The following is a 21,684-nucleotide window of genomic DNA, read 5'->3' as shown; positions in this document are numbered from 1 at the left end:
GATCGAAGAAGCAGAGGTACCGGAAATGAACGACACGTACAGCGGCAGGAACGTCGTGATCACGGGCGGCAGCAGCGGCATAGGTCTCGCGACGGCGAAGCTGCTGGTGGACGGCGGAGCACGGGTGCTGATCACCGGCCGTTCCCGGAGCGCGCTCGACACCGCCGTGGCGCGCCTCGGTGAGAACGCGCTGGCTTTCCGGGGCGACGTGGCTTCGCTCGCCGACCTGGACGCGCTGGCTTCCCACGCACGAGACCACCTCGGCACGGTGGAAGCGCTGTTCGTCAACGCGGGTGTCACCAGTCCTATGCCTTTCGAATCGACCACCGAGGAGATGTTCGACCAATCGTTCGCGGTCAACGTCAAGGGCGCTTTCTTCACCGTGCAGAAGATCGCTCCGCTGCTGAGCACGGGGGCCGGCGTCGTCCTGACCACTTCGGCCGCGAACGTCATGGGCATGCTGGAGGCCAGCGTCTACGCGGCCGGGAAGGCAGCGCTGCGCTCGATGGTCCGCAGCCTCTCCCGCGAGCTCCTTCCGCGCGGAATCCGCGTCAACGCGGTCAGCCCCGGCCCGGTCGACACGGGAATCCTGGAGAGCACGATGACCAGGGAGGCCGGCGAGCAGTTCAAGGCGGAACGGGTCGCGGAGAACCCCATGCGGCGGTTCGGGACTCCGGAAGAAGTCGCCAGGACGGTGGCATTCCTGGCCTTCGATGCCACCTACACCGCGGGCGCCGAGTTCGTGGTGGACGGCGGCATCACCCAGTTGTGAGCACGCCCGGCCGGTTGCCGGGGAAGCCGGGGTAGTGCCAGGTCTCCTGACGCAGGATTTCGAGCAAGGTCATTTCCGCCGGTCCCGCGCCGGGCCGGACCGCGGCGACGGTGGGCATGGAGATGCCGGGCACGACGGGACGGGCGAGGTGCTCGAATCCGGGTGGCACGGCGGAGGCCGGCACGAGGGTCACCCCCAGTCCGTGGGCGGCCCAGCGCAGCGCCGTCGCGGTCTGGGAGACGCGGGCGACCGTGGTGGGGGACAGCTCGTTGTCGCGCAGGACGTCCCGCAGCACGCCGTCGAGCGCGCTGCCGTGGTCGAACCTGATCCACGGCTCCCGCGCCACGTCGCGGAGCTCGACCCGGTCCGCGGCGAGCCGCGCCTGTTCGGGACCCAGCACCGCGACGAACTCCTCGTCACCGAGGTGGTGGCCCTCGTACCGGCCGTCCTCGCACGGCCCGCCCACCAGGCCGAGATCCACCGCGCCCCGGCGCGCCAGCCGCTTCAGCTCAGCCGGATTCGCCTCCTCGAACACGGTGATCTCCAGCCGAGGGAACCGGCGGCGCACAGCGCTCAGCGCACCCGGCAGCTGCCGCGTGCCCAGTCCCATCTGCGCCGCGACCACCAGCTCGCCTTCCCGCTCATCGGCACCGGCCCGCGCCGTCGCCTTCGCCCGGCGCGCCGTCCTCACCGCGACTTCCGCGTCTCGCAGGAACGCGCGACCGACCGCGGTGGGCACCAGCCCGGTCGGCGTGCGGGCGAACAGCGCCACGCCGAGTTCCCGCTCCAGTCCGCGGATCTGCTGCGACACCGACGGCTGGGCGACCCGCAGCAATTCCGCTGCTGCGGTCGCCGAGCCCGCTTCGGCGACGGCCAGGGCGTACTCGAACTGGCGAAGAGTCAACGCCGCACCTCTCCCCACGCACCGGACGACCCGCCCGGTGATCGATGTGACAGCGCACGGCCGCGGCCGTCAGGCGGTGAAGCCGCCGTCGATGTCCAGGCTGGAGCCGGTGATGTAGTCGGCGTCAGGCCCGGCGACGTAGGACACGAAGGCGCCGACCTCCGCGGCGGTGCCATAGCGGTCGGTCGCCATGACACCGAGCATGGCCTGCGCGGTGGGCCCGTCGGAGGGGTTCGCATCGGTGTCGATCGGCCCGGGCTGGATGTTGTTGATGCTGATCCGGCGCGATGCCAGTTCACGCGCGAGGCCGCGGGTGAGGCTCGCCAGCGCGCCTTTGGTCAGCGCGTAGACCGACTGGCCGGAAAACGGCGTCCGGTCGGCGTTGACGCTGCCGATGTTGATGATCCGCCCGCCTGCGCCCATGTGAGCCAGGGACTGGCGGATCGCGACGATGGCGGACCGCACGTTGACCGTGAGCATCGCGTCGATCTCGTCCATCGTCAGGTCGGTGATCGGCGCAACGGTGGCTACGGCGGCGTTGTTCACGAGGATGTCCAGGCTGCCGAACCGCTCGACGGTCCGCGCGACGGCGGCTTCGATGTCCTGCTCGTGCATGCTGTCGGCGCGGATCGGGAGCGCGGTTCCCCCCGCGGCGACGACTGCGGTCGCGACGTCGTCCGCGCGCTCGGCGGACCGGGCGTAGGTGAACGCCACCGCTGCGCCGTCGGCCGCCAGGCGCGCGACGATGCCGGCGCCGACACCTCGGGAACCTCCGGTCACCAATGCGGTCTTGCCTTCGAGCGGTCGGGTGGTCATGGGTCTCCCTCTCGGTGCGGTGGTCTGGAACCGGACGCGCGTGCTCCCGGGCGTTGCGCGGAGTGCAGGCCGGCGCGCTTCCGGTGGTCGTGGGGGTGCCAGGCGGCTCGCCCCGGCGCGTGTCAGGACTTGCGCAGCGGAGCGCCGTCCACGGTCCCGGCGCCGAGCTGGTCGTGGTGCCGGTGCACGGGCGAGGAAGCCCTGCGCAGTCCGGTCGGCTGCACCATGCGAGGCTTGTCGGCGCCGGTGGTGAACGTGGTCCTGGGCATGCGCCAAGTCTTCGCCGAGCCGCCGGGACCAGCCAGGGAACGGTTCTCGGTAGGACCACCAGTACCACCGGGCGAGCACCGGAACAGACTTGCGGCGACTTCGGGACGCGGCGGAGCCGCTGCGCGGTGGGGCACGCGGCTCGGACCGCCGGCGGCCGAGGTTCCGCCACTCGCACCGCTCCGCGGATCCGTGCCGGAAGCGTTCCTTACGATGCAGTGGTGAACAAGGCACAGGCCGTCGGCAACCAGCTGGGCGCGACGCTTCGGGCCTGGCGGGACCGGCTCTCGCCCGAAGCCGTCGGACTGCCGGTGGACAGGGTGCGCCGATCGCCGGGCCTACGGCGGGAGGAGCTCGCCGAGCTGGCCGGCCTCTCCGTCGACTACCTCGTGCGACTCGAGCAGGGCCGTGCGGTCAGCCCCTCCGAGCAGGTCGTCGGTTCGTTGGCCCACGCGCTCCGGCTTTCCGAGGACGAGCGGGACCACCTCCATCGGCTCGCTGGGCTCGGGCCGCCGCAGGACCGGCGGGTCGTCGACGACATCCCGCCGAGCATGCTCCGGTTGCTGACCCTGCTCGGCTCCACTCCGGTCGCGGTCTTCGCCGCGGACTGGCAGCTGGTCTGGTGGAACCCCAAGTGGGCAGCGCTGTTCGGCGAACCCACGAGGATCGGCGCCGAGGAGCGAAACCTGGTGCGGTCGCGCTTTCCGGTCACCTCGGATCGCGGCCGTTTGACGAGCTGGCCGGTCATCCCGGTCAACGCAGAGGCCGCCGACCGGGCCCTCGTGGCCGACCTGCGTCGAGCCGCGGCCAGGTTCCCCGACGATCCGCGCGTGTCCGAACTCGTGGCCAGCAGGGTCGCCGGCAACCCCCGGTTCGCCGCGTTCTGGGCCGATGCCGCCGTGGGCCGGCACGCCGAAGACCGCAAGACCATCCGGCACCCCGTCATCGGGGAAGTGCACGTCGACTGCGATGTCCTGACGGACGGGGACACCGAGCTCAAGGTCGTCGCCTATACGGCGGTTCCGGGCAGCGAGGACGAAACCAAGCTCGCGCGGGCCGGCATCCTCGCTGCCCCAGGAGCGACGCGTGACCACGGGCGGCCGCACCGGAGCGGGTGAGGTGGGCAGCCGGCTCGCCCCCCGCAGCCATCAGCCACGGCCACCAGTGAGCAGCGCGTCGTCGACCTCGCCGACGGACGCCGGATCCGGTACCGGTCCGAGGCTGAGCCTGGCCGCCCATCGCCGGTGCCTCAACCCCGCCGACACCGCGTCCGGCCACCCGTGACGGGTCCGACGCCGGCGCCGACGGCCGTTCCCGCCGTCCCGCGGGGCCACTGGCCGGCTCACCGCGCCGACCGGGCCACCGCGCCGATCGTCCGAACGCGGGTTCGCGTCCGGTTCTCGGGTGAGTGGCCGTCCCTGCTTCCCGGCTCCTGAACGGGCGCACCGACGATCACTGTCCGTGCTGGTCTTGCTCCGTTGTTATCCCTTGATTGTGTGATGCGAAATAGTAATCTTCCCTTGGCTGCCACTCGGCGTGGCTGAGTCCGGTTGACCGGACGCTCGGGGGAGGACGAACGTGGCGTTGTGGACCGTGCACGGCGACGGTCGCCCCCCGCTGCGCGACGCGGTCGTCGGCGCGGACGAGCGGCTGAGCTGGCCGCTCACCGCCGGGTTCGGCGCCCAGCACCTGCTGGCGATGTTCGGCACCACGACCCTCGTACCGCTGGTGACCGGTTTCCCGGTCGCGACCACCCTGCTGCTCTCCGGCGTCGGCACGCTGCTGTTCCTGGCGCTGACCCGCAACCAGGTGCCCAGCTACCTCGGCGCCTCGGCGGCCTTCGTGGTCCCGCTCAGCGTCGCCGCCGACGAGGGCGGCGTCGGCCCGGAGGCGCTGCTCGGCGGGATCGTCGTCGTCGGGCTGGTCGTGGTCGCCGTCGGGATAGCGGTGAAGGCGCTCGGCGTCCGGCTGCTGGAGTCGGCGATGCCGCCGGTGGTCACCGGCGCGGTGGTGCTGATGATCGGGCTCGGGCTGGCACCGCAGGCGGTGTCCGCGTTCGGCGCGCAGCCCGCGGCCGGTGCGGTGACCCTGGGCGTGATCGTGCTGAGCACCGTGCTCAGCCGGGGCCTGCCGGCGCGGATCTCGGTGCTGGTGGGCGTGCTGGCCGGGTGGGGCGCGACGGCGCTGAGCGGCGGCCTGGCCGAGCACCGGGTGCGGGAGCTGCACGCGGCGCCGTGGTTCGGGCTGCCGGAGCTGATCAGCCCGGAGCTGCACCTGTCGGCGATGCCGTTCCTGCTGCCGCTGGTGATCGTGCTCGTCGCCGAGCACGTCGCGCACCTCAAGGTCGTCGCGGCCGCCAGCGGTCGCGACCTCGACCGGTTCGTCGGCGACGCCCTCATCGGCGGGGGCCTGGCGGTGACCCTGTCCGGATCGGCGGGCGGCTCGGCGCTGAGCAGCCACCCCGCCAACATCGGCGTGATGGCCGTGACGCGGGTCTACTCGACGGCCGCGTGCGTGGTGGCGGCGCTGGCCGCGGTGCTCCTGTCGTTCTCGCCGAAGCTGTGCGCGCTGATCGGCACCGTGCCGATGGGCGCCCTCGGCGGCGCGATGCTGGTGCTGTTCGGCCTGCTGGCGCTGGTCGGGGTCCGGATCTGGACCGCCGCGGACGTCGACTTCGCCGACCCGGTCAACCTCGCGGTGCTCGGCACCGCGGTCATCGCCGGGGTCGGCGACCTGACCCTGTCCCTGGGCGAACTCCGCATCACCGGGATGGTCTGGGGCTCGGTGGGCATCGTCGTGCTCTACCCGGCGCTGCGGCGCCTGGCGGACCTGCGCACCACCTGAGACCTCGCCTCACCCCTTCGTGCCCCGCACTCGGAACCTGTTCGGCGCGGTGGGGGGTCAGCGGGGTTGGCAGGTGGGGCAGTGGTGGGTGACGCGGGCCCGGGTGCCCTCGCCCTGGGAGCCCCGGTGCACCGGTCCGCCGCAGCGCAGGCAGCGGCGGCGGCCGTAGACCCAGTGCTGCGCGCCGCGCCGCAGGGTGCCGGTGGTGGACTGCTCGGGGTGCCAGGCGTTGCGCTCCAGCAGGTCCCGGGCCAGCCGGACGGCGCGGGCGGCGTCGACCTCCCCGACGGGCGCCCACGGCGACCGGCCGAGCAGGAAGCACACCTCGGTGCCGTAGAGGTTGCCGATCCCGGCCACGGTGGTCTGGTCCAGCAGCGCCTGGCCGAGTTCGCGCTCCGGGTCGGCGGTGAGCCGCCGGGCGGCTTCGGCGGCCAGCTCCTCGTCCCAGGCCGGATCGAGCAGGTCCGGCCCGAGCTGCCCCACCACCCGGTCCTCCTCGCGGGTCGGCAGCCAGCGCAGGTCGTGCAGGTTGAAACCGATCGCGAGCCGGTCGTCGGTGCCGAGCACGGCGCGGACCTGGTGCGCGGGGCGCCGCCACCGCGCCGAGGGCGGGTAGAGGTGCCAGGAGCCGTCCATCCGCAGGTGGTTGTGCAGCGTGTGACCGTCGGCGAACCGGATCAGCAGGTGCTTGCCCGCCGGGCGGACCTCGGTGATCTCGCGCCCGCCGAGGTCCAGCGCGGCCAGCTCGGGGTGCCGGACCTCGCCGCGGGTCAGCTCCCGGCCCGCCAGCGCCGCGTGCAGCCGGTGGCAGGTCAGGAAGACCGTGTCGCCCTCCGGCACCGGCGCTCACCGCCCCTCGGTCAGTCGTCCTCGTCGAAGTCCTCGTCGGCCGGATCGGCCGCGCGGCTCCGGCCGGCGCGCAGCGTCCGCGCCAACAGCAGGTTGAACGCCAGTGCGACTTCCCGCGCGCCGGGCGTCCCCCACCCGTGGATCGGCAGGCAGGCGCCCTGCGCCTGCTGCACGGCGAGCCGGTCCGGCAGCGCCACCGGCATCACCAGCGGGCCGAAGATCTCGCGCAGCTCCTCGATCCGGAACTGGTGCTCGTGCGACCGCGGCCGGACCCGGTTGACGATGACGCCCAGCGGTTGCAGGTCCGGGTTGGTGGACTCGCGCTCGGCCTGCACCGCCTCGAACGCCCGTTGCACGCCGGACACGGCGAAGATGGTCGGCTCGGTGACCAGCAGCGCGCGGTCGGCGGCCACCAGCGCCGAGCGGGTCAGCCTGCCCAGCGACGGCGGGCAGTCCAGCAGCACCAGCTGGTAGGGGAGTTCGTCCTCGGCCACCAGGTCGTCCAGCGTCGACAGCGCCGTGGTGAGCCGTTCCAGGTCGCCGTCGTCGCCGTGGTGCCCGTTGATCGACTCGGCGTCCTCGGAACCGACCAGGACGTCGACCTCCTCGCCCCACGAGGTGCTGGACAGGGCCGCTTCGAGCACTTCGGGCCGGGGATCGGCGAGCACGTCGCTGATGCCGCGCTCGGTGTCCTCCGGTTCCAGGCAGGCGGTCGCGTTGCACTGCGGGTCGAGGTCCACGACGAGGGTGCGGACCCCGCGGCGCATCGCCGCGGACGCCAGACCCAGCACCACGGTCGTCTTCCCCACGCCGCCCTTGAGGCTCAGCACTGCCACGGTTCGCACGCTCGTAGCCTACGGAACGCGGGCCCGGGCGCGGAGCACCGTTGGCGTTTGGTGATCCGCACGCCGCTGCATCGTCGCAGCGGTGCGGGATTACGCTGCTCACCATGAGATCCGACGTCGTCCGCCAGGTGCTGGAAGCCGAGCTGGAGCAGGCCCGCGACCGCCGGGGTGGGCGGTCGCCGCGGGTGCTCGACGTCGGCGGTGGCAGCGGGGTGTGGGCGGTGCCGCTGGCCGCCGCGGGGTGCTCGGTGACGGTGGTGGACCCGAGCCCGAACGCGCTGGCGACCCTGGAGCGCCGCGCGCTGGACGCGGGGGTCGCGGACCGGATCACGCCGTTGCAGGGCGACACCGACGCCCTGGCCGTGCTGAGCCCGGAAGGCGGGGCCGACCTGGTGCTGGCGCACGGCCTGCTGGAGTTCGTCGACGACGTGGACAGCTCGCTGGCGGCGCTGGTCGCGGCCACCGCGCCCGGCGGGGTGGTGTCGGTGCTGGTGGTGAACCGCTACGCCGCGGTCCTGGGGCGGGCGCTGGCCGGGCGCGTGGACGAGGCGCTGGGGCTGCTGGCGGACCCGCACGGCAGGCTGGAGGGCACCGCCGACCCGCTGCTGCGCCGCTTCGACACCGAGGGCCTGCGCGCGCAGCTCGGCGACGCGGGCCTGACCGTCGAGCTGGTGCAGGGCCAAGGCGCGCTGAGCGACCTGGTGCCGGGGTCGGTGTCGGACAGCAGTCCGACGGCCGCCGACCAGGTCGCGGAGCTGGAGCGGGTCGCCGCGGTCCGTTCGCCGCTGCGCGACGTGGCCACCCGGCTGCACGCGCTGGGCCGAATCGCTGCACCGAGGGGATGATGTCGGCAACCTCGCACGGTTCCGGTTCGGGGACCGGGTAGTCGTCGCGTCCCCGGAACCGTATCCTCGAGGATGACGCCCCCAAGCGTTCGCCGGGCCCCAGGCCGCGAGGAAGCCCCTCGCGGGTCTCCGGCGCCACGACAGACCTGTGCCGGAGGAGGAGCCATGCCACTCTCCGAGCACGAGCAGCGACTGCTCGACCAGATCGAGCGCGCGCTCTACGCCGAGGACCCCAAGTTCGCCTCCACCGTGCGCGGCGGGCGGTTGCAACGACCTTCCAGGCGGCGACGCCTGCAGGGCATCGCCGTCTTCGCACTCGGGTTGGTCCTGCTGGTCGTCGGCGTGGTGATACCGGTCAAGCCGGCCGATATCCCAGTGGTGAGCGTGGTCGGCTTCCTCGTGATGTTCGGCGGAGCAGTGATCGTCCTGTCCGCATTGCGTGGTGGTGGCGGAGAGGACGCCGAAGCCGAGCAAGGGGATTCCGGGGGCGGAGGTGCCGCCCGGAAGGGCAAGAAGGGGCAGGCCCCCCGCGCCCGCGGCTCCCTCTCGCAGCGCATGGAAGACCGCTTCCGCAAGCGCTTCGAGCAGTAGTGCGGATCGCCCGTCGCCCACCGGTGCGCCGGTGGGCGATTTCGCGCGCCCGAACGCGGTGGGTGAGGGGCACCCTTGTCCAAGTAAGGATTGCTTTCGCCAATGGCTTGCGTGGCGGTGCGGGTGGCGGAACCTCAGCGGTCCAAGTTGCGTGCCGCACCGCATGCGGCTCCGCCGCATGCTGAAATGACCCCTGACCCGGGCAAGGGTGCCCCTCACTCATCTCCCGAACTGGTGAGGGGGTCGTTCGCGGCGGTGCGGGCTGCGGGCTCGGTGGCGGGAGGGGCTCACCCGTCGCGCAGCGGTCGCAGCACCGAGCGGGGGAACAGCCGTTCCCGCCAGGTCAGCGGGGCGCTGCGGGCGATCCCGGCCAGCACCGCCGACACCGCCGGGGACAGGTCCCGGGCGGTGTCGGGCTCCGGTGGGCCGTACCACTGGCGTTCGACCGCCGTCACCAGCTCGCGCAGCGAGCGGGTCGCGTCCTGGTCCAAGCCGTGCCGCTCGGCCAGCGCGGTGGCCACCCCGCGCGCGGTCTCGCCGCGCCCGGGCGTGCTGCCCCGGTCCTGGAACTCGTCGAGCACCTCGCGCCACGCGGCTCCGGCGCCTCCGCTGGTCGCCGCGCGCAGCCGGAGGTGGCGGCGGGCGGCGCGCACCGCGGCGGGGGCGGCCAGCAGGACCACCGCCAGCGCGCCCAGGGCGATCACCCAGGCCACGCCGGACCCGCCGGACTCCGGTTCGCGGCGGGTGGCGTCGGGCTGCGCGGGCTGCTCGGGCGCCGGTCCCGCGGTGGGCGGCTGCGGGGCCTGGGACTGGGGTTGCCCGGGCGGCGGAGGCGGCGCCGGGACGGCCGGGCCGGCGTCGGCCTCCAGGAAGCCGGGCAGCGCGGTGCGGCCGTCCTCCAGCGGAGTCGGGTCGAAGGTCTGCCAGCCGTGGCCGGGGAAGTACACCTCCACCCAGGCGTGCGCGTCCTCGGTGGTGATCACCCGCTCGTCGCCGTCCCGGTAGCCCGCGGTGAAGCCGATCGCCACTCGGGACGGCACGCCGACCGCGCGCAGCAGCACCGCCATCGACGAGGCGTACTGCTCGCAGAACCCGCGCTTGCCCCGGAACAGGAAGTCCGACAGCGCGCTGATGCCGGTGTCCGGCGCGGTCTGCAGGTCGTAGCGGAACCCGTTGGCGGGGTCGGTGAAGAACCGGTTGATCGCCACCGCGCGGTCGAAGTCGTTGTCGGCGTCCGCGGTCAGCCGGCGGGCCAGCGCGGTGACCTCCGGCGGGATGCCGCTGGCGTCCAGGTACTCGGGTGCGATCGGCATCGAGCCGGTCGCGGAGCGCAGCTCCTCCGGGGACGGGTCCGGCAGCACGAGTTCCTCGGTGTACGGGCGGCTGTCCTGGTTGGTCTGGGTGAACACGACCCCTGCCGCCGGGTCGTAGCGCCACGACGGGCCCATCCCGGTCACCCCGGTCGGCACGCCGAACACCGGCAGCCACGGATCGCGGTAGCCGACCGGCCGGATCTCCACCCGCGCGGGCGGTTCGGCCGGTGGCGGGGTGCCCTCCGGCGGCGGCAGGTCCGGACCGGCGGGCACGCCCTGGGTGAGCCCTTCGAGCCGCCAGCCCTGCTCGGGGTTGAACCGGCGCAGCGTCAGCGCCCGCAGGTAGGCCTCATCCGGCAGGCCCCGGACCCGGAACAGCTCGACGACCTCGTCCCGTTCGAGCTGGCCGCGCAGCGAGGTGAACGGTTGCAGCCCGATCCCGCTGGTGCCGCCCGCCATGTCCGCCTCCGAACCGGGCAGCCGTCCCTCGGTGCCGACGCCGGTGAACGCGACGCCGCTGACCAGCGCGACGACCGCCGCCGAACTCGCCAGGCCGACCGTGGTGCGGCCGAACAGGGTGTGCGCGATCCGGTCCCCGGGTTCGCGGCGCTGCCAGCGCTGCTGACCGCCGCAGGCCAGCAGCAGCGCGAAGCCCAGCGCGCCGAGCGCGAAGCTCCACCACGGCAGCAGCCGCGCCGCCAGCGACGCCGGGACCGCGAAGACGCACAGCAGCACCAGACCGGCCACCGCGGGCGCGCCCATCCCGACCACGATGACGTCGACGGCGATGGCGACCAGGCCGACGCCCAGGCACAGCAGGCATTGCAGCGCGGGTTCGGCGGGCACCGGCGGGACCCCGGCGCGCACCTGCTCCAGCGCGCCGGACAGGTGCGCGCCGAGTTCGCCGATCGCCGCGGGACCGGGCAGCACGCCCAGCACGCCGGAGCCGGTGAACAGCGCGGTCAGCCCGAGCAGCAGCCCGACCAGCTGGGCCAGCACCACCACGACCGGGTGCTGGTTCAGCTTGCGCCCGGCGATCCCGATGCCGCCCAGCAGGGCCACCACTATCGTCGCGGGCAGCAGCCACCGCAGATCGGCCAGCACGCCGGTGAAGGAGGTGGCCGTGCACAGCACCGCCAGCCCGCCCGCGCCGGTGGCCACCACCGAGGTGTCCACCCGCGCGCTCATGACGCCACCACCCCCTCGGGTCCGGTGTGGTCCAGGCACAGGTCCCGCCACACGTCGGCGATCGACGTGCGGGGTCCGCGCGCCACCGCGACGGTCCAGCCCGCGGCGCGCAACTGCCGCGCGGTGCGCTCCGGGTCGAAGCCGCCTTCGCCGCCGTTCCAGGCCGCGACGTCGAGCAGCACCGCGAGGCTGCGGCTGCCCTGCGGGCGGAGCTTGACCAGTTCGGTGGCCGCCGCGGGGGTCGTCTCGCCGAGCACCGCGATCAGCTCGTGCCCGGCGCCGGGGTCGCGGGTGCACACCAGGTCGCGCTGGGCCGATCCGCGCACCGCCGCGAGCGCGTCGAGCACCCCGTCCTGGTCGAGCCCGGAGGCCAGCGGCTCGGCGTCCTCGGTGACCAGCCGCAGCGTCCGGCCGTGCCGTTGCAGGTGCAGCGCGATGCTGGCCGCCGCCGAGACGGCCCACTCCAGCGAGGAGCGGGCGCCGCTGCCCCGGTGCGCGGCCGAGCGCCGGTCCAGCAGCACGGTGAGATCGCCGTGCCACGGCCGTTCCTCGACCCGGACCATGAGCTCGTCGCGGCGCGCGCTGGACTTCCAGTGCACCCGCCGGATGTCGTCGCCGTGCCGGTACTGCCGGACCATCGCGTCGTCGTCGCCGTGCCCGGCGCGCTGCCGGGTGGTGCCCTCGCCGCCGCTGCCCATCCCGGCGGCCGCGGGGAACCCGGTGAGCTCGACGACCTGCGGCACCGCGATCAGCCTGCTGCGGTCGGCGAGTTCGCGCTCGAACTCGGCCATCCCGAACGGATCGCCGATCCGGGTGCGCAGCGGTCCGATGTGGTGGACGCCGCGCAGCGACGGCAGCACCGGGTACTCCAGCACCGTCCCCTCGCGGCGGGGCAGCGCGTCGAGGCGGAACCGCGGTCGGCCGCCGAGCGCGTGCGGGACGCCGTCCTCCAGCACCAGGCCGCCGACCGGCAGCCGCCCGCTGCCGGTGATCCGCAGCCGCACCTGGGCCTCGGTGCCCACCTCGACCCGGTCCGGCAGCACCCGCCGCTCGGCGGTGATGCCGAAGCGGGTGCTCGCCGACAGCAGCAGGGCCAGCAGCGGCAGCGCCACCACGAACACCGACACCCGCAGCAGGTCCCGCTCGTCGAGGACCAGCGAGCACGCCGCCGCGGCCACCCCCGCCGCCAGCAGGCAGCGCCCCCGGATGGTCAGGCCGCTGAGCATGATCAGCGTCGTCCGGCGTCGGAGTCGCCGCGCGGTACCGGGATCCGGGTGAGCAGCGACCGCACCAGCTCCGCCGCCGACTTCCGGGCCGCCCGCGCCTCGTTGGTGAGCACCAGCCGGTGCGCCAGCACGGGGACCGCCACCGCCTGCACGTCGTCCGGGATCACGTACTCGCGCCCGGCGAGCGCGGCCTGCGCCCGGGCGGTGCGGACCAGTTGCAGGGTGGAGCGGGGCGAGGCGCCGAGCCGCAGTTCGGAGAGCTTCCGGGTCGCGGTGACCAGGTCGATCACGTACCGCCGGATCTCCGGCGACAGGTGGATGCCGCGCACCGTCTCCAGCAGCGCCCGCACCTGCGCGCTGTCGGCGACCGGGCGCAGCTCGCCGAGCGGGTCGTGGCCGGCGTGCTCGTCGACCATCGCCAACTCGGCGCGGGCGTCCGGGTAGCCGATCGAGACCCGCGCGGTGAACCGGTCCCGCTGCGCCTCGGGCAGCGCGTAGGTGCCCTCCATCTCGATCGGGTTCTGGGTGGCGATCACCATGAACGGGGTGCTCAGCGGGTAGGTCTCGCCGTCCACGGTGACCTGCTGCTCGGCCATGCACTCCAGCAGCGCGGACTGCGTCTTGGGCGAGGCGCGGTTGATCTCGTCGCCGACCACGATGTCGGCGAACACCGGCCCGGGGCGGAACTCGAAGGAGTCGGAGGCCCGGTTGTAGACCGAGACGCCGGTGATGTCGCTGGGCAGCAGGTCCGGGGTGAACTGGATCCGGCTGGCGGTGCAGTCGATGGACCGGGCGAGCGCCTTGGCCAGCGAGGTCTTGCCCACCCCGGGCACGTCCTCCACCAGCAGGTGCCCCTCGGCCAGCATGGTCACCAGCGCGATGCGCACCACGTCGGACTTGCCGACCAGCACCTGCTCGACGTTGGCGGCGATGCGCTGGAGGGTGCCGTGCAGCGCTTCCACTCCCGGGGCGTGCGGTTCCGCCTCGGCGGAATCCGGCATCGGTGAGCCGGAGAGCTCTGCCTTGGGCGTCACGCCACCTCCCGTGTCTCGCGGGAGTGCCCGCGGTCGCGGACGTCCCACCCGAGCGTCGCGTCGGCGGCCGGACCGCCGACGGTTCCGCGCGGACCCGGGCCGGTTCGGCCGCAGGGTCGCGCACCGTGCTCGTGCAGTGTGCCAAACGGACACCCCCTTCCGGCACACCCGCACCGCCCCCCACTCCGCCCCACCTCCGCAGGCACCCGGCGCCGGGCGGCCCCGGGCGGCGGAGGCGCGGGCGTGTCGCGCATCCTCGGGGGAGCGCGGCGGCCGGGAATTCCCCACCCGCCACCTCGGACGCCCCACCTGCGGAAACGCCGTCAGGCTTCCGGGGGTGGCCGGGTCGTTTCGTGTTGACGGTGGTGGCGGGTGGGGTAGTGTGGGGGAAAGTGGGGCGGACGGGCGGCCGAAGAGGGGTTGGCGGTCCTCCGAACGACCCCGCGCCGAACGGCCCCGCGGAGCAACCGCCGCGGCGGTGCGCTCGGACGGGGCGCTCCGCCGGAGGGATCGGGAGGTGGACGAGGGATGTTCCTCGGCACCCACTACCCGAAACTCGACGACAAGGGGCGTCTGACGTTGCCGGCGAAGTTCCGGGAAGCATTGGCGGGGGGGCTGATGATCACCAAGGGACAGGATCACTGCCTCTACGTGTTCCCGCGCGCCGAGTTCGAGCAGATGGCCCGCAAGGTGGCCGACGCGCCGTTCACCAACGAATCGGTCCGGGCCTACCAGCGCTACCTGTTCGCCGGGACCGACGAGCAGCGACCGGACGGCCAGGGGCGCATCCCGATCGCCCCGGAGCTGCGCCGGTACGCCGATCTGGCCAAGGAGTGCGTGGTGATCGGCGCGATCAACCGGTTGGAGATCTGGAACGCGGAGCGGTGGCAGAGCTACCTCGACGAGCACGAGGAGAGCTACGCCACGGCTCAGGAGGAGGTGCTGCCCGGCGTGTTCTGATCCGGCCGCCCCGGTCGGAGCGCACGCGTCCTCGGGCCTCGTGAGGCCTCGGTCCGCTCGGCTATCGCACGCCTGGTGCATCTTCCCCGGTGCCAGGACGCGACGGGCGGGCGGGGACCTGACGGGTTCCGGGGAGCAGCACGGAGGACGCGGGCCCGAATCCCGGGCCCGCTTCGGTGTTCGGGGAGCGGAGGAGTGGTCTCGGAACGGCTCGCGGCGAGGACCGCGCTGCCCGTTCCGGACGTCGCCCCCGCCCTCGCGGGGTGACGGCTGCGGACCCGCGGCGGTGCCGGTCGGGCGCCGCACCGCGAAGCGGCTCCGCCGCTTGCTGAAAGGACTTCCGAATGAACAGCGGCACGCGGGAGGGAGGGACCGCCGTGGCCGATGAGCACGGCTCCGCGCGCGACCGGCACGTGCCGGTCCTGCTGGAGCGCACGCTCGAACTGCTGGCGCCGGCGCTGTCCGGGCGGCCCGCGGTGGTGGTGGACGCGACGCTCGGCATGGGCGGGCACGCCGAGGCGCTGCTGTCGGCGCATCCGGAGCTGACCGTGGTCGGCCTCGACCGGGACCCGGACGCGCTGCGGCTGGCCGGGCAGCGGCTCGCCCCGTTCGGCGACCGGGCTCGCCTGGTGCACGCCGTCTACGACGAGTGGACCGAGGCGCTGGCCGGGCTGGGACTGTCCCAGGTGGACGGTGCGCTGTTCGACCTCGGCGTGTCCTCGTTGCAGCTCGACGAGCCGGAGCGCGGTTTCGCCTACGCGCACGACGCGCCGCTGGACATGCGGATGGACCCGGGGGCGCCGCGCACCGCGGCGGAGGTGCTCAACACCTACTCGGCCGCCGAGCTGGCGCGGGTGCTGCGGGTCTACGGCGAGGAGCGGTTCGCGGGCAAGATCGCCGCCGCGGTGGTGCGGGCCCGGGAGAAGGAGCCGTTCGAGCGCAGCGGTCGGCTGGTGGACCTGCTCTACGGCGTGGTGCCTGCGGCCAGCAGGCGCACCGGCGGGCACCCGGCCAAGCGCACCTTCCAGGCGCTGCGCATCGAGGTCAACGCCGAGCTCGACGTGCTGGCGCGGGCGCTGCCCGCGGCGCTGGACTCGCTGGCGGTCGGCGGCCGGATGGTCGTGCTGTCCTACCACTCGCTGGAGGACCGGATGGTCAAGCGGGTGCTCGCCGAGCGGTCCAAGTCCCGGACCCCGGTGGACCTGCCGGTGGAGCTGCCCGGGCACGGCCCGGAGCTGAAGCTGCTCACCCGCGGCGCGGAACTGGCGGGGGAGCAGGAGATCGAGATCAACCCGAGAGCCGCGTCGGTGCGATGCCGGGCGGCGGAACGGATTTCCGAGGAGCCGGTGTGAGCGCCGGGCCCCCGGCGCGGCGGGGCTGCGGACACCGCACGGCAGAGGAGGCGGGATGACGGCACCACCCCGTACCAAGGCGGCCCGCGCGACCAAGGCCGCCGAGCAGGAGCGCGGAACGACCAAGCGGACCCGGACCGCCGCGGCGGAACGGGCCTACGCGCGCCGCGAGGAGCGCCGCGAGCGCTCCCAGCGCGAGACCACCGAGCGCCGCCCGCGCAGGCAGCGCCAGAACCTCGACGAACGGCGGGTCGCGGCGGGCGCGCGGCGTCCCGCGAAGGCCCGGGCCAAGCTCCCGGAGAAGGGCGCGCTGCTGCGGCTGCCGCTGGTGGTGGTCGTCATGTCGGTGTGCCTGCTCGGCCTGGCCACGACCCTCTGGCTGTCCATCTCGGCGGTCGGCGGCAGCTACCAGATCCAGCGCGGCGAGGAGCGCATCCGGCTGCTCAACGTGCGCAAGGAGGAGCTGATGCGCGACGTCAGCTCGATGAATTCGACGCCCGCCCTGCAACGCCGCGCCGAGGAGCTCGGCATGGTGCCCGCCCCCGGGGTCGGCCACCTGATGCCCCGCCCGGACGGGTCGGTCGAGGTCATCGGTGAGCCGTCCGAGGCGCCGACCCCGGCGTCGCCGCCTCCGCCGCCCGGTGCGCCCGATCCGGAGGCTCCTTGATGGTCCGACGCGGCACGAAGCGAACCGCGCGCACCGACGTCGCGGGCAGCGGGCGGCGGCTGCGGGTGGCCAACGCGCTGATGGTGCTGGCGTTGGTGCTCACCGCGGGCAAGCTGATCCAGCTCCAGGCGTTCGAGGCCGGTGAGCTCTCGGCGATGGCCGAGCAGCAGCGCGAGACGCGAGGCGACATCGTCGCCGAGCGCGGGTCCATCGTGGACCGGGCCGGCAACGTGCTGGCCTTCAGCAACGAGGCGCGCAAGCTCTACGCCAACCCGCGCGACCTCACCCGGACCTTCGACGAGGCGCACCGGGAGGACCCGACCAAGCCCACCGCCGCCGAGTACAAGCAGGAGATCGCGACCTACATCGACCACGTGCTCGATGGCCAGATCAGCGAGCAGGAAGTGCTCGACGCGCTGAACTCGGACGTCCAGTTCACCTACTTCGGCGAGCAGGTCGACGCGAGCAAGGCGGCGCTGATCACCGAGAAGTTCCCGCACATCGGCGCGGAGTACCGCGCCACCCGGGAGTACCCGGCGGGCAAGGTCGGGGCGAACATCATCGGTGCCGCGAACTGGCGGATGGACGAGAACCGGGTGCGCGGCATGATCGGGCTGGAGTCCGCCATGGACGACGTGCTGGCGGGCGAGAACGGGGTCAAGGTCTCCGACACGGCGGCCGGTCAGTCGAACCTGGTCATCCCGGGCACCGAGCAGGTGCTCGACCCGGCGGTGCCCGGCTCGGACGTGGAGCTGACCATCGACTCCGACCTGCAGTACGTGGTGCAGCAGCGGCTCGCCGACTACGCCAGGAAGACGGGGGCGGCCAACGCCAGCGCGGTGGTGCTCGACGCCAAGACCGGCGAGGTGTACTCGCTGGCCAACGACAAGACCTTCGACCCGGGCGGGAGCTGGGACGCCAACCTCGGCAACCCGGCCGTCACGCACGCCTACGAACCCGGCTCGGTCGGCAAGGTGATCACCGCGGCGGGGGCCATCGAGGACGGCCTGGTCGCGCCGGACACGGTGCTCCAGGTGCCCGGCTCGATCGAGGTGGCGGACCGGACGATCGGGGACGCCTGGCCGCACGGCACCATCCCGCTGACCTTCACCGGCGTGCTCGGCAAGTCCTCCAACGTGGGCACCCTGATGGTCGCCCAGAAGCTCGGCGAGCAGCGGTTCTACGACCTGGCGCGCAAGTTCGGCCTGGGCCGGTCCACCGGGATCGGGCTGCCGGGCGAGAGCTCCGGGTACCTGCCGCCGCCGGAGGAGTGGTCCGGCTCGACGTTCGCGAACCTGCCGATCGGGCAGGGGCTGTCGATGACGGTGCTCCAGATGGCCGGGATGTACCAGACCATCGCCAACGACGGGGTGCGGGTACCGCCCCGGGTGATCTCGGCGGAGGTCCGGCCCGACGGCACCCGGGTGGAGGCCCCGGAGCCGGAAGGCGTGCGGGTGGTGAGCGAGCGGACGGCCGACACCGTGAAGGACATGCTCCGCGGGGTGGTGCAGGACGCGCCGCAGCAGACCGGCACCGGTCCGGAGGCGGCGCTGCCGGGCTACCAGATCTCCGGCAAGACCGGCACCGCCCAGCAGATCGACCCGGAGTGCGGCTGCTACAGCAACGAGAAGCACTGGATCACCTTCGCCGGGATGGTCCCGGCCGACGATCCGCGCTTCGTGGTGGGCCTGATGCTCGACGCGCCCACCGCGGAGGTCCCGGAGGCGTCGACGGCCGCCCCGCTGTTCCACGACATCGCCGACTACCTGACCCGGCGCTACCACATCCCGCTGTCCCCGGAACCCGCTCCGGTCCAAACCCTCCAACTCCACTAGAGACCACCGCGACCGGGCGGCGGGGCTCCCGCCGCCCGGTCACCGGGCCGGTCAGGGGCGTTCGGCGGTTTCCGGTTCGCCGGGGCGTTCGTCGACCGGGTCGCGGAACCGGGAGATCAGCAGGAACAGCGCGCCCGCGCCGAGACCGCACAGCGCCAGCAGGTAGAGCCCGGCGGTGTCGGAGTTCAGCACGTCCTCGGCCCAGGTCTTGGCGATCGGGGCGACGAACCCGCCGAGGTTGCCCAGCGAGTTGATCAGCCCGATGCCCGCCGCGGCGGCGCTGCCGGTGAGGTAGGCGGCGGGGAAGGTCCAGAACACCGGCTGCACCGAGATGTAGCCGGCCGCCGCCACCGACAGCCCCGCGATGGCCAGCACCGGGTTGCCGAAGAACGCCGAGGCCGCGATGCCGACCGAGCCGCCGACCACGCAGGCCGCCGCGACGAAGCGCTTGCGCTGCTGGCCCACCCGGTCGGCGCCGATCGAGACGGTGATGTTGACCAGCAGCGCGACCGTCCACGGGATCGCCGTCACCAGCCCGACCAGCAGCCCGACGTCGGCGCCGACCGCGGCGGCGACCTGGGACGGCAGGTAGAACGTCATCCCGTAGACGCTGCACTGGATCAGGAAGTAGACCAGGCAGAAGTACAGCACCCGCGCGTCGACCAGCGCCTTCCACACCCGGTGCGGACCGCCGCGCCCCTCCTTGGCCGCGGCTTCGGCGTCCACCGCCGATTGCAGCGCGTCGCGCTGGGCGGGGCTGAGCCAGCGGGCGTGCGCGGGCTTGTTGTCCAGGTAGTAGAACGCCCAGACGCCGACGACGCAGGCGATCAGCCCTTCCACCGCGAACATCCACTGCCAGCCGAACAGCCCGGCGAGCCCGTCGAGCTCCAGCAGCATCCCGGACAGCGGGCCGCCGAGCACCGAGGCCAGCGGGATGCCCAGGTAGAACAGCGCGTTGCAGCGGGCCCGGTAGGCGTGCGGCACCCAGTGCGTGATGAACAGGATGACGCCGGGGAAGAAGCCCGCCTCGGCCACGCCCAGCAGGAAGCGCAGCGCGTAGAAGGTGAGCTCGTTGGTCACCAGCGCCATCGCCGCGGAGATCAGGCCCCAGGTGACCATGATCCGGCACATCCACCAGCGCGCGCCGACCCGCTGCATGATCAGGTTGCTGGGCACCTCGAACAGCGCGTAGCCGATGAAGAACAGCCCGGCCCCGAAGGCGTAGGCGGCCTCGGAGATCCCGGCGTGGAGCTGGAACTCCTCCTTGGCGAACCCGATGTTGACCCGGTCCAGGAACGCGATGATGTACATGAAGAACAGGAACGGCATCAGCCGCACCATCACGCGCCGGATCGCGCTGGTCAGCGCCTCGTCCTGGGCGTGGTCCGCCGCTTGCACACTGCCTCCCGATGAGGTGTGTCCGAAATACCGAACCTGGTTCGAGTGAGATGCGGCTCACGACTGTAGGTCGGGGTGGGGGAGCGTCAACGCTGTCGCCCGCCGGATGTTCGATACTGCAACCATTGTTCGAAATCGCGGATATCTCTTGCGTCCGGTGCCGGGGAGCTGGTTACGTTCGCCCCGGTCGAGCCCCACGGCGGCGAGGGAGAGGGCTGATGGCGCGGCGCAGCGCGGAGTGGTTCGGAGCGTTCGGGCGAGCCGGGATGACGGCCCGCTCCTGGGTGAAGAACCAGGGTTACAGCGACGAGGTGTTCGACGGGCGGCCGGTGATCGGCATCGGGACCACGTGGTCGGAGCTGGCGCCCTGCAACGCCCACCAGCAGCGCCTCGCCGAGTCGGTCAAGCGCGGGGTGTGGCAGGCGGGCGGGTTCCCGCTGGAGTTCCCGAACATGGCGCTGGGCGAGACGCTGCTGCGCCCGACGGCGATGCTCTACCGCAACCTGCTGGCCATGCAGGCCGAGGAGACCATCCGGGCCAACCCGCTCGACGGCCTGGTGCTGCTGTCCGGCTGCGACAAGACCACGCCCGGGCTGCTGATGGCCGCTTCGAGCGTGGACCTGCCGACGGTGATGCTCACCGGCGGCCCGATGCTCAACGGCAAGTACCGGGGCACCGAGGTCGGCTCCGGCACCGCGGTCTGGAAGGCCGAGGAGGACCTCGTCGCAGGCCGGATCACCCAGGAGGAGTGCTATTTCATCGAGAGCTGCATGTCCCGCTCCAACGGGCACTGCATGACGATGGGCACCGCCTCGACGATGGCCTGCATCGTCGAGGGGCTCGGGATGCAGCTGCCCTACGCCGCTTCCTGGCCCGCGGTGGACGCCCGGCGCTACGCCACCGCCCAGCGCACCGGGCAGCGGGCCGTCGAGCTGGTCGACGCCGACGTCAAGCCCTCCGACCTGCTGACCCGCGAGGCGTTCCGCAACGCCATCCGGGTCAACGCCGCGATCGGCGGCTCCACCAACGCGGTGGTGCACCTGATCGCCATCGCCAAGCGGGTCGGGGTCGACCTGAGCATCGACGACTTCGACGCCGACACCCGCGAGGTCCCGACCCTGGTGAACCTGGCGCCGAGCGGGAAGTACCTGATGGAGGACTTCTGCTACGCGGGCGGGCTGCCCGCGGTGATGAAGGAGCTGGGCGGGCTGATCGACGGCGAGGTGAGCACCGTCAGCGGCGCGACGGTCGCCGAGAACATCGCCGACGCCGAGGTGCACGACCGGGACGTGATCACCCCGTTCGACGAGCCGTTCCAGGCCGTCGGCACCGGCACCGCCGTGCTGCGCGGCTCGCTGGCCCCCGGCGGCGCGGTGGTCAAGCAGTCGGCCGCCTCGCCCCGGCTGCTGCGCCACCGCGGTCCGGCGCGGGTCTTCGAGGACGTCGACGACTACTACGCGGTGTGCAAGGACCCCGATCTCGACATCGACGAGAACACCGTGCTGATCATCCGCAACGCCGGTCCGAAGGGCTACCCGGGGATGCCCGAGGTGGCCAACGTGCCGGTGCCCAAGAAGCTGCTCGACCGGGGCATCGACGACATGGTCCGGATCTCCGACGGCCGGATGAGCGGCACCGCCTACGGCACCGTGATCCTGCACGTCACCCCGGAGGCCGCGGCGGGCGGACCGCTGGCGCTGGTCCGGGACGGCGACCTGATCAGCATCGACGCCGCCGAGCGGCGGCTGGACCTGGAGGTCGACGAGGACGAGCTGGCCCGCAGGCGGGCGGCCTGGCAGGCGCCGGAGAACCCGTACCCGCGCGGCTGGCCGCGGCTCTACGTCGACCACGTGCTGCAGGCCTCCGACGGCGCCGACCTGGACTTCCTGGTCGGCGGCTCGGGCTCCTACGTCCCCCGGGACGGCCACTGACCCGGCGGATTCCGAGGTGAGGGGCACCCTTGCCCGAGTAAGGACCG

19 protein-coding genes are annotated in these 21,684 nt (G+C 73.2%); 10 read left to right on the top strand and 9 right to left on the bottom strand.

Translation table 11 applies throughout. The annotated features are described in order from the left end of the window. Positions 1-25 precede the first annotated feature (25 nt). Entirely contained in the window at positions 26-772 is a 747-nt protein-coding gene (locus ACQP0T_RS21210) for an SDR family oxidoreductase (protein WP_433869650.1), read from the top strand. On the opposite strand, the gene ACQP0T_RS21205 is transcribed toward ACQP0T_RS21210, so the two are convergent. The 3 genes from ACQP0T_RS21205 to ACQP0T_RS21195 all read right to left on the bottom strand — a co-directional run bounded on the left by ACQP0T_RS21205 (position 759) and on the right by ACQP0T_RS21195 (position 2,761). Further along, complete coding sequence (locus ACQP0T_RS21205) at positions 759-1,676, bottom strand: LysR family transcriptional regulator (protein WP_433869649.1); 918 nt, start codon at positions 1,674-1,676, stop codon at positions 759-761. The genes ACQP0T_RS21210 and ACQP0T_RS21205 overlap by 14 nt on opposite strands. 69 nt (positions 1,677-1,745) lie before the next feature. Then, the gene (locus ACQP0T_RS21200; RefSeq protein WP_433869648.1) at positions 1,746-2,492 is read right to left on the bottom strand and encodes an SDR family oxidoreductase; all 747 of its coding nucleotides are present in this window, start codon (positions 2,490-2,492) and stop codon (positions 1,746-1,748) included. A 122-nt stretch (positions 2,493-2,614) separates the two neighbouring features. Further along, positions 2,615-2,761 (bottom strand): hypothetical protein, encoded by a 147-nt coding sequence (locus ACQP0T_RS21195; protein ID WP_433869647.1) that lies wholly within the window; start codon positions 2,759-2,761, stop codon positions 2,615-2,617. A 219-nt stretch (positions 2,762-2,980) separates the two neighbouring features. Here ACQP0T_RS21195 and ACQP0T_RS21190 point away from each other — a divergent pair, with 219 nt between their 5' ends. Further along, entirely contained in the window at positions 2,981-3,877 is an 897-nt protein-coding gene (locus ACQP0T_RS21190) for a helix-turn-helix transcriptional regulator (RefSeq protein WP_433869646.1), read from the top strand. A 460-nt stretch (positions 3,878-4,337) separates the two neighbouring features. Next, positions 4,338-5,603, top strand: coding sequence for a uracil-xanthine permease family protein (locus ACQP0T_RS21185; RefSeq protein WP_433869645.1), 1,266 nt, complete (start codon positions 4,338-4,340; stop codon positions 5,601-5,603). A 57-nt stretch (positions 5,604-5,660) separates the two neighbouring features. On the opposite strand, the gene ACQP0T_RS21180 is transcribed toward ACQP0T_RS21185, so the two are convergent. After that, positions 5,661-6,443, bottom strand: a complete 783-nt coding sequence (locus ACQP0T_RS21180; RefSeq protein WP_433869644.1) for a DNA-formamidopyrimidine glycosylase family protein — start codon at positions 6,441-6,443, stop codon at positions 5,661-5,663. Between the two features lie 20 nt (positions 6,444-6,463). Then, the gene (locus tag ACQP0T_RS21175) at positions 6,464-7,297 is read right to left on the bottom strand and encodes a ParA family protein (protein ID WP_433869643.1); all 834 of its coding nucleotides are present in this window, start codon (positions 7,295-7,297) and stop codon (positions 6,464-6,466) included. Positions 7,298-7,401: 104 nt separating this feature from the next. Between ACQP0T_RS21175 and ACQP0T_RS21170 the strand changes: the two genes are divergently transcribed. Then, entirely contained in the window at positions 7,402-8,142 is a 741-nt protein-coding gene (locus ACQP0T_RS21170; RefSeq protein ID WP_433869642.1) for a class I SAM-dependent methyltransferase, read from the top strand. Between the two features lie 165 nt (positions 8,143-8,307). Further along, entirely contained in the window at positions 8,308-8,733 is a 426-nt protein-coding gene (locus ACQP0T_RS21165; protein WP_345355221.1) for a DUF3040 domain-containing protein, read from the top strand. Between the two features lie 287 nt (positions 8,734-9,020). On the opposite strand, the gene ACQP0T_RS21160 is transcribed toward ACQP0T_RS21165, so the two are convergent. From ACQP0T_RS21160 to ACQP0T_RS21150, 3 genes are read right to left on the bottom strand one after another with little or no spacing between them, the layout of a single operon-like run. Further along, the gene (locus ACQP0T_RS21160; RefSeq protein WP_433869641.1) at positions 9,021-11,234 is read right to left on the bottom strand and encodes a transglutaminase TgpA family protein; all 2,214 of its coding nucleotides are present in this window, start codon (positions 11,232-11,234) and stop codon (positions 9,021-9,023) included. Beyond that, entirely contained in the window at positions 11,231-12,460 is a 1,230-nt protein-coding gene (locus tag ACQP0T_RS21155) for a DUF58 domain-containing protein (protein ID WP_433869640.1), read from the bottom strand. The genes ACQP0T_RS21160 and ACQP0T_RS21155 overlap by 4 nt, the downstream gene beginning before the upstream one ends. A gap of 2 nt (positions 12,461-12,462) precedes the next feature. Beyond that, the gene (locus ACQP0T_RS21150; RefSeq protein WP_433873799.1) at positions 12,463-13,461 is read right to left on the bottom strand and encodes an AAA family ATPase; all 999 of its coding nucleotides are present in this window, start codon (positions 13,459-13,461) and stop codon (positions 12,463-12,465) included. 561 nt (positions 13,462-14,022) lie between these two features. On the opposite strand from ACQP0T_RS21150, the gene mraZ reads away from it, so the two are divergent. From mraZ to ACQP0T_RS21130, 4 genes are all read left to right on the top strand, one after another. Further along, positions 14,023-14,454 (top strand): division/cell wall cluster transcriptional repressor MraZ, encoded by a 432-nt coding sequence (mraZ, locus tag ACQP0T_RS21145; protein ID WP_345355212.1) that lies wholly within the window; start codon positions 14,023-14,025, stop codon positions 14,452-14,454. A gap of 344 nt (positions 14,455-14,798) precedes the next feature. After that, positions 14,799-15,806, top strand: a complete 1,008-nt coding sequence (rsmH, locus tag ACQP0T_RS21140) for a 16S rRNA (cytosine(1402)-N(4))-methyltransferase RsmH (protein ID WP_433869639.1) — start codon at positions 14,799-14,801, stop codon at positions 15,804-15,806. A 55-nt stretch (positions 15,807-15,861) separates the two neighbouring features. Beyond that, complete coding sequence (locus ACQP0T_RS21135; RefSeq protein WP_433869638.1) at positions 15,862-16,473, top strand: hypothetical protein; 612 nt, start codon at positions 15,862-15,864, stop codon at positions 16,471-16,473. Further along, positions 16,473-18,308, top strand: coding sequence for a peptidoglycan D,D-transpeptidase FtsI family protein (locus ACQP0T_RS21130; protein WP_433869637.1), 1,836 nt, complete (start codon positions 16,473-16,475; stop codon positions 18,306-18,308). The genes ACQP0T_RS21135 and ACQP0T_RS21130 overlap by 1 nt, the downstream gene beginning before the upstream one ends. Before the next feature lie 51 nt (positions 18,309-18,359). Here the strand turns inward: ACQP0T_RS21130 and ACQP0T_RS21125 are convergent, their stop codons facing one another. Then, on the bottom strand, positions 18,360-19,706 hold the full coding sequence (locus tag ACQP0T_RS21125) for an MFS transporter (RefSeq protein WP_433869636.1): 1,347 nt from the start codon (positions 19,704-19,706) through the stop codon (positions 18,360-18,362). 218 nt (positions 19,707-19,924) lie between these two features. Here ACQP0T_RS21125 and ACQP0T_RS21120 point away from each other — a divergent pair, with 218 nt between their 5' ends. Next, positions 19,925-21,637, top strand: a complete 1,713-nt coding sequence (locus ACQP0T_RS21120) for an IlvD/Edd family dehydratase (RefSeq protein WP_433869635.1) — start codon at positions 19,925-19,927, stop codon at positions 21,635-21,637. The last annotated feature ends 47 nt before the right edge of the window (positions 21,638-21,684 follow it).

It is taken from the genome of Saccharopolyspora sp. CA-218241 (assembly GCF_050954615.1).
Taxonomy (GTDB): Bacteria; Actinomycetota; Actinomycetes; order Mycobacteriales; family Pseudonocardiaceae; genus Saccharopolyspora; species Saccharopolyspora cebuensis.
The sequence above is the reverse complement of the archived record's forward strand: the minus strand, read 5'-3'. Positions and strand labels throughout refer to the sequence as shown.

Bases quoted from the DNA above. Each gene is read 5' to 3' on its own strand.
- ACQP0T_RS21210 (WP_433869650.1), top strand. From the start codon at position 26: ATGAACGACACGTACAGCGGCAGGAACGTCGTGATCACGGGCGGCAGC.
- ACQP0T_RS21200 (WP_433869648.1), bottom strand. From the start codon at position 2,492: ATGACCACCCGACCGCTCGAAGGCAAGACCGCATTGGTGACCGGAGGT.
- ACQP0T_RS21195 (WP_433869647.1), bottom strand. From the start codon at position 2,761: ATGCCCAGGACCACGTTCACCACCGGCGCCGACAAGCCTCGCATGGTG.
- ACQP0T_RS21170 (WP_433869642.1), top strand. From the start codon at position 7,402: ATGAGATCCGACGTCGTCCGCCAGGTGCTGGAAGCCGAGCTGGAGCAG.
- ACQP0T_RS21165 (WP_345355221.1), top strand. From the start codon at position 8,308: ATGCCACTCTCCGAGCACGAGCAGCGACTGCTCGACCAGATCGAGCGC.
- ACQP0T_RS21160 (WP_433869641.1), bottom strand. From the start codon at position 11,234: ATGAGCGCGCGGGTGGACACCTCGGTGGTGGCCACCGGCGCGGGCGGG.
- ACQP0T_RS21155 (WP_433869640.1), bottom strand. From the start codon at position 12,460: ATGCTCAGCGGCCTGACCATCCGGGGGCGCTGCCTGCTGGCGGCGGGG.
- ACQP0T_RS21150 (WP_433873799.1), bottom strand. From the start codon at position 13,461: ATGCCGGATTCCGCCGAGGCGGAACCGCACGCCCCGGGAGTGGAAGCG.
- mraZ (WP_345355212.1), top strand. From the start codon at position 14,023: ATGTTCCTCGGCACCCACTACCCGAAACTCGACGACAAGGGGCGTCTG.
- rsmH (WP_433869639.1), top strand. From the start codon at position 14,799: ATGAACAGCGGCACGCGGGAGGGAGGGACCGCCGTGGCCGATGAGCAC.
- ACQP0T_RS21135 (WP_433869638.1), top strand. From the start codon at position 15,862: ATGACGGCACCACCCCGTACCAAGGCGGCCCGCGCGACCAAGGCCGCC.
- ACQP0T_RS21130 (WP_433869637.1), top strand. From the start codon at position 16,473: ATGGTCCGACGCGGCACGAAGCGAACCGCGCGCACCGACGTCGCGGGC.
- ACQP0T_RS21120 (WP_433869635.1), top strand. From the start codon at position 19,925: ATGGCGCGGCGCAGCGCGGAGTGGTTCGGAGCGTTCGGGCGAGCCGGG.